The sequence below is a fragment of the Ideonella sp. genome (assembly GCF_041287625.1).
In the GTDB taxonomy this organism is placed as follows: domain Bacteria; phylum Pseudomonadota; class Gammaproteobacteria; order Burkholderiales; family Burkholderiaceae_C; genus Ideonella.
In genome coordinates this window covers 150,966-164,638 of the sequence record NZ_JBGGNH010000031.1, presented here as the reverse complement: position 1 = coordinate 164,638, position 13,673 = coordinate 150,966, and the positions used below count along the sequence as shown (strand labels likewise).

Below are 13,673 nucleotides of genomic sequence, written 5' to 3'. Positions count from 1 at the left end.
CCCTTTTCCACGGCTCGTGCGCCGCTGCCAGGCGGCGCGTTGGGCCGGCCTGCGCCCGCGTTTTCCCTCCCGCTCAAAACCACAGCCAATCCCAAAGAGGCACCCACATGAAAATCCGCCACACCTTGAAACCGGCGTTCGCCGCTGCCGCGTTGCTGGCCGCCGGCCATGGCAGCGCGCTGGCGCAGGCCACGCCGCCCACGTCCAGCGTCGTGCTGTTCGGCCTGCTGGATGTCAACATGTCACGCTATTCGCCCGGCAGCCATGCCGGCGGCGGCGTACAGAACGTGATCAATGACGGCGTGGTCAACGGCCTGAACGGCTCGCGCTGGGGCATCCGCGTGGCCGAGGACCTGGGCGGCGGGCTGAAGGCTTCGGTGCTGCTGGAGTCCGGCCTGAGTGCCGACACTGGCGCGCTGGGCCAGGGCGGCCGGGCGTTTGGTCGCCAGGCCTTCATTGCGCTGAGCGCGGCCAATGCCGGCGAGCTGCGCCTGGGCCGCCAGTACATCCTCAGCGACTCGGTGGTCGGCCAGGGCAACCCCTTTGCCAATGCACTGGTCAACAACCCGACCACCGCGGTGACCAACATGGGCAAGGCATTGCCCATGTGGTTCAACGCACCGCGTGCCGACAACGTCGTGCAGTACCAGACGCCGAACTGGGCCGGCTTCACTGCGGCCGGCCAGATCGCCCCCGGCGAAGGCACGGCGGACCGCTTCCACGGCCTGCGCGTGGTCTACAGCAGCGGCGCGTTCTACACCGGCCTGACCTATGAGTGGAACAAGTCGCGCACGACCGGCGAGAACACCAACAAGTCGCTCAGCTTCACCGCCAACTACAACTTCGGCTTCATGAAGCTGGAGGGTGGCCTGCAGCGCAACACCGACCTGGCGACCGGCAGCGTCAACGGCGCGGCCTCCGGCGTTACCAACCTGCTGGTGACCGGCGACAGCACGTTCACCGCGCACGAGATCGACGGCTGGACCATCGGCGCCGAGGTGCCGGCCAGCACCGCGCTGGTGTTTGGCCTGAACTTCACCCGCATGAAGTACGAGGCCGCCAGCGGTGGCGCGAATGCGGACCTGGGCAAGCTGGCGCTCACCGCGCGCTACGGCCTGTCCAAGAACACCTTCCTCTATGCCGGCGGCTCCATCGCCACCGGCGAGCTGAAGGAATACATCAGCCAGAAGCAGGTGCTGCAGGCCGGCCTGCGCATGGCGTTTTGAGCACAGGGGCGCAGCGATGATCCGCGGCAGCACCACGCTGATTGCCCACCTCGGCTACCCGACGCACAGCTTCAAGTCGCCGATGATCTACAACCCGTATTTCGCGCATGCGGGCATTGACGCCGTGGTGGTGCCAATGGGTATTCAGGTGCCTGAATATCCTGCACTGCTGAAGTCGCTGTTCCAGCTGACCAACATCCGAGGCGCGCTGATCACGATGCCGCACAAGGTCAGCACCGTGGCCCTGATGGACGAAGTGACGCCGGCGGTGCAGATCGCCGGTGCCTGCAACGCCGTCCTGCTTAGGCCCGATGGCAGCCTGCTGGGCGACCTGTTCGACGGCGAGGGCTTTGTGCGCGGCGCCTTGCGCAAGGGCTGCGTGCTGGCCGGCGCGCGGGCGCTGGTGGTGGGCTGTGGCGGCGTCGGCTCGGCCATTGCCGCGTCGCTTGCGGAAGCCGGCATCGGCACGGTCACGCTGTTCGACGCGCGGGCTGAGGCCGCCCAGGCGCTGGCCGGCCGGCTGCGCCAGCACTACCCCCAGTTGAGCGTGCACACCGGCTCGAACGACCCGGCCGGACACGACGTGGTCGTCAACGCCACGCCCATGGGCATGAACGATGGCGACCCGCTGCCGATGGACGTTTCGCGCATCGCGCCTTCGGCCTTTGTCGGCGAGGTGGTGATGAAACAGGAGATGACGGCCTTCCTGCGCGCCGCCCAGGCCCGCGGCTGCCGCATCCAGGTCGGCACCGACATGCTGTTCGAGCAGATCCCGGCCTACCTGGAATTCTTCGGCTTTGCGTCGACCACGCCCGAGGTGCTGCGCTCGCTGGCCAGGTTGGGCGGCTGAGTCCAGACCGGGATCCCGAAGGCCTACACCGGCTGGCGGTAGCGCTGGCCCTTGAAGCGCAGCACCAGCTCGTGCGGGCGGATCTGTTCCAGCACCAGGTCGGCGCCGAGCTTGGCGCCTTCGTGCAGCACCTCGCCGTTGACGATCAGGAAACGGCTGGCCGGGTCGTCGGAGTAGACCGAGCCGCTGATGGCCAGCTTGGGCAGTTCGCGGCGCAGGCTCTCGGGCAGCTCCGAGACCAGCGGGGGGCGGCCTTCGGCAGCGGCCGGCGCAGGCGCTGGCGTGGCGGCCACTGCGGGCGGAGGCGCCGGGGCCGGTTCGGGCGCGACGGTGCGCGGCTTGGCGGCCACGGCTGGCGGGGTCTGCGGCAGGTAGATCGACGACGCGGCTGGCGCCGGCACGCTGACGACGGGCTGCGCGGCGGGAGGTGCGGTGGGCACGGGCACGGGCACGGGCGCAGGCGAGATCACCGGCGCTTCGGTTTGCGCCGCGACCTGCGGTGCGGGGGCAGGCAGTGGCGTCGCCGGTTCGCGCTGGGTCCACCAGCTGCCTGCCCCCACGCCGGCCAGCAGCAGCAGGCCGCCGCCGGCCCAGGGCAGCCAGCGGCGCGGGCTGGCCGCGCGCGTTGGCTCGCTGCCGGGCAGGGTCTGGGTGTGCAGGCCTGGCACCTGGCCGCGCTCGCGTTCGCGGTCGGCTTCGGCCCGGCGCAGGGCATCGAGGATGTAGGACATGGCGATAGGCTCAGCGTGCGGTGTCCAGGCGCGGCTCGGCCACGCCGGACGCCCGGTTGATCTGCATCAGGGTGATGGGGCCGACGCGGCCGTCCGGCTGCAGGCCCTGGCTGGCCTGGAAGGCCTGGACCTGGCGCGTCATCTCGGCCCAGCTGGGCGGTGGCGCGCTGGCGCCGCCCGCTGGTGCTGCGGCGCTGGCGGCAAGGCCAGGCACCAGCGCCAGCTGGGTGGCCAGCCAGTCGCGCAGCGGGCCGATGTTGTCGGCCCGGCTGGCGTAGCCCGGCGGCACGCGCCAGAAGGTGGTGAACTCGCCGCGCCAGGCGCCGGCCAGCTCGGCCAGCGCGATGCGGCGCGGCGCGCCGTCCACCCACAGCGTGGCCTGCTGTCCGTCCAGCCCGACCAACGCGGCGAGGGCCGGCGGCTGCCCTGTGCGCTGCAGCGTCAGCAGCACCGGCCGGTCGATCAGCCGGATCAGCGACAGGCTGCCGCTGGCGCTGCGGTAGCACTGCAGGCCTTGCTGCGCGGCGACGCTGCACGGCTCTGCCTGGCTGGCCAGCGGCAGGCCCCAGCGTTGGGCCAGCGCCTGCCAGGCCGCGCCGTCCTGCGGCGTCCAGTCGGCCAGGTGCAGGGGCGCGGCTGCCGTTGGACTGCTGGCGGCCGATGCACCCTGCGAAGCGGCGCTGGCTGCGACGAGTGCACCCGAAGCGGCGCGTGCGGCAGATGCGGAAGGCGCGACGCCGCTGGCCGGCCGGGCGCTGCTGGCCGCCAGCGCCGTGCCGCTGCGCGTGCCTTGCTGCTGCAGCCACCAGGTCAGCCCGGCGCCGGCCACGGCCGCCGCCAGCACCATCAGCCCCATGCCCAGCGGCGACGCGCCGCGATTGGGTGGTGGCGGCACGAGCTGCGCATCGAACACTTCGGCCGCGGCCTGGCGCACGATGGCAGGCGTGATCTGCACCTGGCCGCCGGCATAACCGCCCAGCAGCGCGCGGTCGCACAGCAGGTTGATGCGGCGCGGCACCCCGCGTGTGAGCTGGTGGATCAGCCGCAGCGCGCCGCGGTCGAACGGCAGCGCGCCAGTGAGGCCGGCCACCGTCAACCGGTGGCGGATGTACTGCGCCGTCTCGGCTTCGGAAAGCGCGCCGAGGTGGAAGCGGGCGATGACACGCTGCGCCAGCTGTTCCAGCTCGGGCCGCGCCAGGATGCCGCGCAGCTCGGGCTGGCCGATCAGCACCACCTGCAGCAGCTTGCGCTCGCTGGTCTCCAGGTTGGTCAACAGGCGCAGCTGTTCCAGCACGTCGGCCGAGAGGTTCTGCGCCTCGTCGATGATCAGCACGTTGTTCCGGCCGGCCGCGTGCTGGGCCAGCAGGAAGGCGTTCAGCGGGTCGACATAGTCCTTCACCGTTTTCGCGCCGGGCGGCACCTGCAGATGGAACTCGTCGCAGATCGCCTGCAGCAGCTCGGTGACGGTGAGCTTGGGGTTGAAGATGTAGGCGACGTTGCAGCTGGGCGGGATCTGTTCCAGGAAACAGCGGCAGACCGTTGTCTTGCCGGCGCCGATCTCGCCGGTCAGCAGCACGAAGCCGCCCCCGCCGCCCAGACCGTACAGCAAATGGGCGAGCGCCTCGCGGTGGCGCTCGCTCATGAACAGGTAATGCGGGTCAGGCGCGATCGAGAACGGCGCTTGTTTCAAGCCGAAGAAGGGCGCGTACATGGGGCGGCAGGATAACTGCCCCGGCGCAGCCGTCATGAACTCATCTGAATCGGTCGCTTCTGCGGGCGCAGGCGCTGCGGTACGGTCAAAAGGTTGTCACCCCGTGCGTTGTCCAGATGTCCATTCGATCGATCCCCTTTTCGCCTGTTGCGGCACCTGTTTCCGAAGAAGGCGATGCTTGGGCCTTGCCACGGCGGCGCCTGCTGCAGGCCGCGGCCTTCGGCGCACTGGCCGCCAGCGCCTGGCCCGCGCTCGCAGACGACGCGAAGCAGCTGCGCATCGGCTTCCAGAAGGGGGGCGGACTGCTGGGCCTGCTGAAGGCGCAGGGCAGGCTGGAGAAGCGTTTCGGTCCGCTGGGCTGGACCGTCAGCTGGCATGAGTTTCCGGCCGGGCCGCAGTTGCTGGAGGCGCTGAACGCTGGCAGCGTGGACGTGGGCTACACCGGTGCGCCGCCGCCGATCTTCGCCCAGGCGGCCGAGAAAGACCTGGTCTACATCGGCGCCGAGCCGGGCGGGCCGAGCACCGAATCCGTGGTTGTGCTGCCCGCCTCGTCGCTGCACGGCGTGGCCGAGCTGAAGGGCAAGCGTGTCGCGGTGCAGAAGGGCTCCAGTTCCCACTACCTGCTGCTGGCCGCACTGCGCAAGGCCGGCGTGGATTTTGCCGAGATCCAGCCGGTCTACCTGGCGCCGGCCGATGCGCGCGCCGCCTTCGAGTCCGGCCGGGTCGATGCCTGGGCGATCTGGGACCCGTACCTGGCGGCGGTGCAGGCCACGCTGAAGGTGCGCGTGCTGGCCGACTATGGCCAGCTGCTGCGGCCCAACGCCTTTTATGAGGCCTCTCGCCGCTTCGTTAGCCAGTACCCGAACGAGACCGGCCTGCTGCTGGACGAACTGGCGGCGCTGGGCGCCTGGGCCACAGCCAACCCGGCGCAGGTGTCCGAGCAACTGGCGCCGCTGGTGGGCCTGCCGGTGGAGGTGGTGCTGGTCTGGCAGCAGCGCAGCCGCTACGGCGTGCAGCCCATGGACCCGGTGACGGTTGCGACGCAGCAGAAGGTGGCCGACCTGTTCTTCGAGCACAAGCTGATCCCGAAGAAGATCGACGTGGCTGCAGCCGTCTGGCGCTGGCCGAAATCCTGAGAGGCGGAGAGCCGGAGTCCTTTCGCTGCCGCGGCCCTTTCCCACGCCGGGTTTGCGGTCGGCGCTGAATCTGCTGCAATCGCGCGTGCGGTGGCCGATGCCACCGGGGATCGAAGCGGAAGGTGGGTGGCGATGAAGCGGGGTCTGGCAACAGTCTGGATGGGGATGGGGATGGGGATGTGCCTGGCACTGGCCGGGGCTGGCGAGCCTGCGTGGGCCGAAACCGCGCAGCCGGTGACCATGCCCCTGGCCGTCGCGCTGCCGGCCGAGCTTGCGCCCACCGGCGACTACGAGACGCGTGACCTGGACTGGTTCGATGCCACGCGCGACCGCGCGGTGCCGGCGCGGCTGTACCTGCCCAAGAAGGCGGAAGCCGGCACAGCGCCGGTGCCGCTGCTGGTCTTCTCGCACGGCTTGGGCGGCACGCGCCAGGGCTACAGCTACCTGGGCCGTTACCTCGCAGCGCATGGCGTGGCCAGCCTGCATGTGCAGCATGTGGGCAGTGACGGCAGCATCTGGACCGGCAACCTGATGCTGCTGGCCTTCCGCATGCAAAGCGCGGCGATGGAGCGGGAAGCCATGGCGCGGGTGCAGGACCTGCATTTCGCGCTGGACCAGGCCCTGGCCGCGCCCGAATGGGCCGGGCGGCTGGATGCGAACAAGGTGGTCGTGGCCGGCCATTCGTATGGTGCCAACACCGCCATGCTGGCGGCCGGCGCGCAGATCTGGCGCGCCGGCAAACAACTGCCGTTGCGGGACGCACGGTTCAAGGCCGCGCTGCTGCTGTCTTCACCGCCGTTTTATGGCGAGGGCAGCCCCGTGGGCATCGTTGGCAAGATGGATGTGCCGGCGCTGCACATCACCACGGCAGAAGACGAAATCAAGGTGCCTGGCTATCACAGCCCGCCCAGCGACCGCATTGCGGTCTTTGAAGCCATGGGCAGCGAGCACAAGGCGCTGGCGGTGTTCGAGCAGGGCTCGCACGGCATCTTCACGGACCGCATCGTCGCGGGCGGAGAAGCATTGAACCAGCAGGTCAAACAGGCCACGCAGGAGCTGGCGCTGGATTTTGTGCGGCAGGTCTTCGGGCTGCAGCCAGTGGCGCTGGCCAGCTGGCACGAGCGCTACAAGCCATTGCTGGCGCGTTTCGAATTGCGCTGATGCGCTCAGGCTTCGGCCGAGGGTTCCGGCGCGGCTTCTTCGAGCTGGCTGGCAAACCACGGCAGGGCCGATTCGTAACCCAGGTCGAGTTCACTGTTGTCCGGCGCCATGAAGGGCGCACTGCGGGCGGACAGCCAACGGCCGATCATGCTGGTAGGGGCAGAAATTCTCATTTGGCGTTCCGAGCGGTCCATGAGGCGTCTCCGGAGGTATGTTCGAGTTGATGGTGTCACTTTAAGAAAAACCTCGCTGGCCGCGCATCAGATCATCCCCATGCCGCGTGTAGGAATTCGCCCACACGCCACGCTTTGCAGCATTTTGGTAACAGTTTTCCCTGGGGAGAATACCGATCTGACCATCTTTGGCCGGCTTCAGACATCGCTCTTTTGGGGGGTGTGAAGATTCTTTGCAACACCTGCCCAGTACTCGGGTAACTGCCCGCAGTGCAAACCCTCGCTGAAGGTTTTGCTGTCATCGATTCGTCACGAAAGCCGGCTGCGGCACATGTCGATTCATTCTCGGCGATGGAATATCTTTGATACTTTTGTGCTTGACGGGGTTTCGCCAAAGCTGCCGGGCATTTCCGGGATATTCATGCCTGCCGGATCCGCATCGGTTGATGCGAACTCGGCTGCACCACCGGCGCACGCGGCGCCGCGCTGGCGTCTGCTAGCGTGTAGGCCCCCGCGCGCTGTCGCGGGGCCTCTCATCATTGCCTTGAGTTCTCACGCCCGCATGCGTTTTCTTCACGCCGCCGACCTTCACATTGACAGCCCCTTGCGCGGCCTGGGCCGTTTCGACGGCGCACCGCTGGCGCGCCTGCGCGGCGCCACGCGGCGCGCGCTGGTGCGGTTGGTGGACTTGGCGCTGGACGAGCAGGTTGCCTTCGTGCTGATCGCCGGCGACCTGTACGACCGCGACTGGCAGGACTTCCACACCGGCCTCTTTGTGCGCGAGCAGATGGTGCGGCTGCAGCGCGCCGGCATCCGCGTCTTCATCGTGCTGGGCAACCACGACGCGCGCGGCGTGATCAGCCGCGAGGTGCCGTGGCCGGACAACGTCAAGGTCTTCTCCAGCCGCAGCGCCGAGACACTGCGCATCGATGAGCTGCAGGTGGCCCTGCATGGCCACAGCTTCCCCAATCGCGAGGTGCCGGAGGACCTGGTGCCGGGCTACCCTGCGGCAGTGCCGGGCTTCTTCAACATCGGCCTGCTGCACACCAGCCTGGTTGGCGCCGAAGGGCATGACACCTACGCCCCGACCACGCTGGCCACGCTGAAGACCAGGGGCTACGACTACTGGGCGCTGGGCCATTTGCATGCGCGCCAGGTCGTCAACGAGGACCATCCGCGCGTCGTCTTCCCCGGCAACCTGCAGGGCCGGCATGCGCGCGAGACGGGGCCCAAGGGCTGCGAGCTGGTCGACGTGCAAGGCGGCCAGCTGAACGCCCGCTTCGTGCCGCTGGATGTCGTGCGCTGGCACCGCGTGGCGGTGGACTTGTCGGGCGCGGTGGCGGCAGACGAGGTGTCGGCGCGGGTGGTCCGGGCGCTGCGCACTGCCGTGGTGGCGGGGGACGACGCCGCCTCTGCCGACGATGCCTTGCACGCGCTGCGCGTCACCCTGACCGGCGAGACGGTGCTGCAGGCCTTCGAAGCTCGCCAACCCGGCGCGCTGGCCGCGCTGGTGCAGGCCGCGGCGCAGGACGTGATGGGCGTCGAGCTGTGGATCGAGAAAGTGCAGCTGCAGCTGCGCTCGCCGCTGGACCGCCAGCGACTGGCCGAAGGCAGCGACGCATTGGCCGAACTGGTGCGCGGCGTGGACACGCTGGCAGCCGACGGCCCGTCGCTGGCCGCGCTGTGCCAGGCCACGCTGGCCGACGTGCTGGACAAGCTGCCGGCCGAGCTCAGCGCCGCGTTGGTGGCAGAAGAGGCGCAAGGTGCCGGGCAGGACGATGTGCCGAGACTGGCCGATGTGGCCAGCCTGCAGGCCTTGCTGCGCGACGCCGAGGCCACCTTGCTGGCCCGCCTGGGCCCCGCCGAGATTCGGGAGGCCCGGCCATGAAGCTGCGCACGCTGTTCCTGAACGCCTTTGGCCCGTTCACCGCCACCACGCTGGACTTCTCCGGCCCGGCTTCGCTGCACCTGCTGTACGGGCCCAACGAGGCCGGCAAATCGTCCGCGCTGCGCGCGATGGGCGACCTGCGCTATGGCATTCCGCCGCGCAGTGCCGACGACTTCGTGCATGCCTTTCGCGACATGCAGCTCGCGGGCACGTTCGAGGATTCGTCCGGGCAGCTGCACACGCTGGCCCGTCGCAAAGGCCTGAAGGACACGCTGACGCCGGCCGATCCGGCCACAGGCGTTGCCTTGCCGGCTGCGCCGCTGTCTGCCGCACTGCTGCAGGCGCTGACTGGTGGCGTCGCCCGCGAAGCCTTCGAGACCATGCACGGGCTGGACCCGGCGCGCCTGCGCAAAGGCGGCGAACAGCTGATCCAGGGCAAGGGCGAGCTCGGCGCGGCCTTGTTTGAGGCCAGCACCGGCACGGCGGGCATCCAGGCCTTGCTCGCCACGCTGCAGGCCGACGCCAAGCAGCTGTTCAGCCCCCGCAGCCAGACGGCCCAGCTCAACGAAGCCACGCGCCAGCTGGACGAGGCGCGGCGCCGCTACAAGGACGCGTTGACCAAACCGGATCAATGGAAGGCCTTGAAGCGCGCCCATGACGAAGCCGGCCAGCAACTGGCCCAGGTGCGGCAGCAACTGGCGCAAGCACGCCACCGCCAGGCCGAGCTGGCCGAGCTGCGCGCGGTGGCGCCGCTGCTGCGCGAGCTGGACGCGGCCCAGGCCGCATGGGATGCGGTTGCTGAACATCGCGCGTTGCCCGAAACCGCCCGCGAGCAACGCCTGGCCGCCGCGCAGCAGCAGGCGCAGGCCAGCGCCGCGCTGGACGAAGCCGAAGAAGCACTGGCCACGCACCAGCAGGCGCTGGACGCGCTGGCGCTGGCGCCTGCGCTGCTGGCCCAGGCGGCCAGCGTGGACCGGCTGGACGCGGACTGGGGCGCCGTGCGCCGCGAACGCGCGCAGCGTGTGCAGCTGGCCGCGGTGGCCGAGGTCGAGGCCACGCAGCTCGCGCTGCAGGCCAGCCGCCTGCTGGCACCGTTGCCTTTCGACGGTGAGCTCGACAGCTTCTTCGCCCGCCTGCCCTCGGCCGCTGACCAGGCCTTCTGGCAACAGGCGCTGGACGATGCGCAGGCGGCCGCCAGCGAACTGCAGCACCTGCGCCGCCAGCGCGACGAGGCCGCGGAACGCCTGGCGCCGCTCAAACAGGCAGAGGCTCCGCTGCCGAGTGCGGCCGCGCGCCAGGCGCTGGCTGCTGCGCTGCAGCGTGCGCAGGCGCTGGGCGACAGCGACCGGCTGGCGGCCTCGCTGGCACAGGCGGCCGAGGCCGCGCAGCGTGCATTGCAGCGCGCACTGGCCGAGCTGGACCTGGCCGACGTCGAAACGCTGCTGGCCACCCGCCCGTTGCCAGCCACCGAGATCGACACGGCCGAGGCCGAGGGCCGGGCAGTGCGTGACCAACTTGCGGTCGGCAAGGCCACGCAGGCACGCGTCGAGGCCGACCTGGCGGTGCAGCAGCGCCGGCTGCAGGGTCTGGCGGCGGAAGGTGAGCTCGTCACGGCCGAGACCCTGCGCCAGGCCCGTGCGGCCCGCGAGGCCGACTGGCAAGCCGTGCGCAAGGCCTTCATCGACAGCGCCGACGCCAGGCCCGCGACCGATGCGGGCCGTCTGCCCGCGCAGTTCGAACGCACCCAGGCCGACGCCGACCGTCAGGCCGACCTGCTGCGTGCCGGTGCCAAGCGCGCCGCCGAAGTCGCCGAGTGCGAAGCGCGCATCGCCGAGATGCGTGAAGCGCTGGCGCTGCAGGCGCAACAGTCGGTCGATCTCAATGAACGACTGGCGCAGGCGAGCACCGGCTGGGCCGGGCGCCTGGCCGCGCTGTCGCTGCCCGGCCTGCCGCCTGCCGCCTTGCGGGAGTGGCTGGGCCAACGCAGTGCAGCCTTGGATGCACACGAGCGCTGGCTGGCCGCGCAGCAGCAGGCTGGCGCGTTCGGGCTGCAGGTGGCGCAGGCGGCCACTGCGTTGGCCCAGGCCCTGGCCGCGGTCGAACCCGGTGACCCGCCCGCAGCCGCCCTGCCGGCGCTGATCGCCCAGGCCAGCGCTTGCCAGCAGGCGCTGCAGGCGCGGCAGGCTGCGGCCGAACACCGCCAGGAGACGGCTGCCACGCTGCAGGCCGAGTTGCTGCGCGCCCAGGCAGCCGAGGCCGGTTGGGCCGAACGCCAGGCAATTTCCCAGCGCGTGCTTGACGCCGCGACGCGCCGCCTGCACCTGCCGGATGGCGCGCCGCCCAAGGCCGTGCATGCGCGCCTGGCCGAGCTGCGCGAGTGGTCGCATCAGTACCAGCGGCATCAGGAACATCAGGCCCGGCTGCGCCAGGGCGAGGCCACAGAAGCGGCCGTGCGTGCGCAGCTGGCGGCGCTGGGCGAGGCGCTGGAGGAGTCGGCCAGCGACACCCGCGGTGATGCGCTCGATGGCTGGTGGGACGGCCTGACGCGCCGGCTCGACGAAGCGCGCGCTGCCGCGCGCACCCAGGCCACGCTGCGGCAGCAAAAGGAAACCGAAGGCCGACGCAAGGCGCGCGCCGAACAGGCGCTGGAAGCCGCGTTGTCGCAACTGGGCCAACTGCTGGCCCAGGCCGGCGTGGCCACCGAGGCCGAGCTGCCGAAGGCTGAAGCCCGCGCCACGCAGCGCCGCGAGGCAGAGGCTCGTTTGCTGAGCCTGCAGGCCCAACTCACCCGTGCCAGCCAGCGTGACGCGGCGACCTTGCGCCTGGCGCTGGCCGACGGTGACGCAGTGGCGCTGGACGTCGAGCGAGAGGAATTGGCCACCGGCATCGAACGGCTGGAAGCCGCCGAGGCCGTGGCGATCAACACCGAACACGCTGCCCGCACCGCGCTGGCTGCGGTCGACACCTCCGACGAAGCCGCGCAGGCCCGCGAGGCCATGGAAGCCGCGCTGGCCCGCTACCGTGCCGGTGTGCGGCCATGGGCGCAGCTGAAGCTGGCCGAGGCGCTGCTGGCCGACGCCTTGCGCCGCCACCGTGAAAAAGCCCAGGGTCCGGTCGTCAGGCTGGCAGGGGATTACCTGCGGCTGATGACCGGCGGCCGCTTCGCACGGTTGCAGGTCGACACCGAAGCCGAGCCACCCGCGCTGCGCCTGCAGCCCGAAGGCGGCCAGCCGATGGACGTGACCGGCCTGAGCGAAGGCACGGCTGACCAGCTCTACCTCGCGCTTCGCCTGGCCGCGCTGGAGCTGCAGCGCACACCCGAGCGCCAGATGCCGCTGGTGCTGGACGATGTGCTGATGACGGCCGACGACCAGCGTGCCGCCTGCATGCTGCAGGCACTGGCGCGTTTCGCCGCAGGCGGCCAGGTGCTGGTCTTCACCCACCATCGCCACCTGCTGGACATTGCCGCCCAGGCCTTGCCGGCCGGCTGCTTCAAGGTCCACCGGCTGCTGCCCGCCTTCGCGGCGGGCTGAAACCACCGGCCCCGCGGCGCTCGCCGTGGCTCGTCCAGTCTACGGCTCGCAGATCGGCATCGCTTTTGCGCTGCCGGAATGAACGGGACACCGGTTTTTGAAGCCCTGAATTCCGCCGCATAAGCGGTGGTTTTGCCTGCCTTCAAATGGCGGGCCGCACGTCACAATGCGTCGCGATCGCCGGGGTTTCCGGGCGCTGGTTTCGCGCTGGCGCTGGCTCGTCACGCGGGAAGGCAAGCATGGGCTGTGAAGTGTCGTCATCGTCGGTTGCCAGCTTCTGGCGCTGGGCCGGGCTCGACTTGCTGACGGCCGTCGGCGCGCTGCTGCTCGCCCCCGCAATGGCCGACGCAGCCGAACCGGTCACGCTGGCGGTGTCACGCACGCCGCTGTCGCTGCCGGTCTATGTCGCACAAAGCAAGGGCTATTTCTCGGCCGAGGGCCTGGACGTGCGCTTGATCGACTGCATTGGCGGCCACCGCTGCTTGCAGCTGATGCTCGAAGGCCAGGCCGACGTGGCCACCGCCGGCGAGCTGCCGGTGGTCTTCAATGCCTTCAGGCGGCAGGACTATGCCGTCATCGCGACCCTCACCACGACGGCCGAGGACGTCAAGCTGGTGGCCCGTGGCGGCAACGGCGCGCCTGCCCCCAAGGCCCTGCAGGACCTGGCCGGCAAGCGCGTGGGCGTGGTGGTCGGCACGTCCAGCCAGTATGTGCTGGACCTGGCCTTGCTCACCTCCGGCGTGGACCCGCGCGGGGTCACGGTGCTGCCGCTGCAGCCCGAGGACATGCTGCCGGCGATGCGCGCCGGCAAGGTGGACGCGGTCTGCATCTGGGAGCCGTTTGCCCATGCGGTGGTCAATGGCCTGGACGGCGGCGCCGCTCTGCTGCCCAGCGCCGGTGGCTACCTTGGCACCTTCAACCTGGTCGCGCAGCGCAGGCTGCTGGTGCCGCGTGATGCGATGCTGCAGCAACTGCTGCGGGCCATCGACCGCGCCGAGCGGCTGATCCAGCAAAACCCTGCCGAGGCCCAGCGCCTGCTGCGCGAGCAGTTGCAGCTGGAGCCGAAGTCGGTGGAATGGGTCTGGAAGGGCCTGGCCTTCCGCCTCGGGCTGGACCAGTCCCTGATCACGACCATGGAAGGCCAGGCCCGCTGGGCCCTGCGCGAGGGCCACGCCAGCGGTGAGCTGCCGAATTTCCTCGGCCTGGTGCATGCCGGGCCCTTGCGCCAGGCCGTGCCGAATGCGGCCGGTTCGCTGAAGTAGGC

General features: G+C 70.3%; 10 protein-coding genes. 7 read left to right on the top strand and 3 right to left on the bottom strand.

The features are described 5' to 3' along the window. The first annotated feature begins 107 nt into the window (after positions 1-107). Together ACAH41_RS12725 and ACAH41_RS12720 are read left to right on the top strand one after the other, a co-directional pair. Positions 108-1,226, top strand: coding sequence for a porin (locus tag ACAH41_RS12725; protein WP_325651234.1), 1,119 nt, complete (start codon positions 108-110; stop codon positions 1,224-1,226). A 16-nt stretch (positions 1,227-1,242) separates the two neighbouring features. Beyond that, entirely contained in the window at positions 1,243-2,076 is an 834-nt protein-coding gene (locus tag ACAH41_RS12720; RefSeq protein WP_325651233.1) for a ThiF family adenylyltransferase, read from the top strand. A gap of 23 nt (positions 2,077-2,099) precedes the next feature. Here ACAH41_RS12720 and ACAH41_RS12715 read toward each other — a convergent pair whose 3' ends face one another. Beyond that, the gene (locus ACAH41_RS12715) at positions 2,100-2,807 is read right to left on the bottom strand and encodes a general secretion pathway protein GspB (protein ID WP_325651232.1); all 708 of its coding nucleotides are present in this window, start codon (positions 2,805-2,807) and stop codon (positions 2,100-2,102) included. A gap of 10 nt (positions 2,808-2,817) precedes the next feature. Next, positions 2,818-4,518, bottom strand: a complete 1,701-nt coding sequence (locus ACAH41_RS12710) for an AAA family ATPase (protein ID WP_325651230.1) — start codon at positions 4,516-4,518, stop codon at positions 2,818-2,820. A gap of 116 nt (positions 4,519-4,634) precedes the next feature. On the opposite strand from ACAH41_RS12710, the gene ACAH41_RS12705 reads away from it, so the two are divergent. Beyond that, on the top strand, positions 4,635-5,654 hold the full coding sequence (locus ACAH41_RS12705; RefSeq protein WP_370538317.1) for an aliphatic sulfonate ABC transporter substrate-binding protein: 1,020 nt from the start codon (positions 4,635-4,637) through the stop codon (positions 5,652-5,654). A 240-nt stretch (positions 5,655-5,894) separates the two neighbouring features. After that, positions 5,895-6,815, top strand: a complete 921-nt coding sequence (locus ACAH41_RS12700; protein WP_325651226.1) for a hypothetical protein — start codon at positions 5,895-5,897, stop codon at positions 6,813-6,815. A 5-nt stretch (positions 6,816-6,820) separates the two neighbouring features. On the opposite strand, the gene ACAH41_RS12695 is transcribed toward ACAH41_RS12700, so the two are convergent. After that, positions 6,821-6,988: a hypothetical protein gene (locus tag ACAH41_RS12695; protein WP_325651224.1), complete on the bottom strand. Its 168-nt coding sequence runs from the start codon at positions 6,986-6,988 to the stop codon at positions 6,821-6,823. Positions 6,989-7,550: 562 nt separating this feature from the next. Between ACAH41_RS12695 and ACAH41_RS12690 the strand changes: the two genes are divergently transcribed. The 3 genes from ACAH41_RS12690 to ACAH41_RS12680 all read left to right on the top strand — a co-directional run bounded on the left by ACAH41_RS12690 (position 7,551) and on the right by ACAH41_RS12680 (position 13,671). Next, a complete protein-coding gene (locus tag ACAH41_RS12690; protein ID WP_325651223.1) occupies positions 7,551-8,876 on the top strand; it encodes a DNA repair exonuclease in 1,326 nt (441 codons plus the stop codon). After that, a complete protein-coding gene (locus ACAH41_RS12685; protein WP_325651221.1) occupies positions 8,873-12,409 on the top strand; it encodes an AAA family ATPase in 3,537 nt (1,178 codons plus the stop codon). The genes ACAH41_RS12690 and ACAH41_RS12685 overlap by 4 nt, the downstream gene beginning before the upstream one ends. Positions 12,410-12,648: 239 nt before the next feature. Further along, positions 12,649-13,671, top strand: a complete 1,023-nt coding sequence (locus ACAH41_RS12680) for an ABC transporter substrate-binding protein (protein ID WP_325651219.1) — start codon at positions 12,649-12,651, stop codon at positions 13,669-13,671. Positions 13,672-13,673 lie beyond the last annotated feature (2 nt).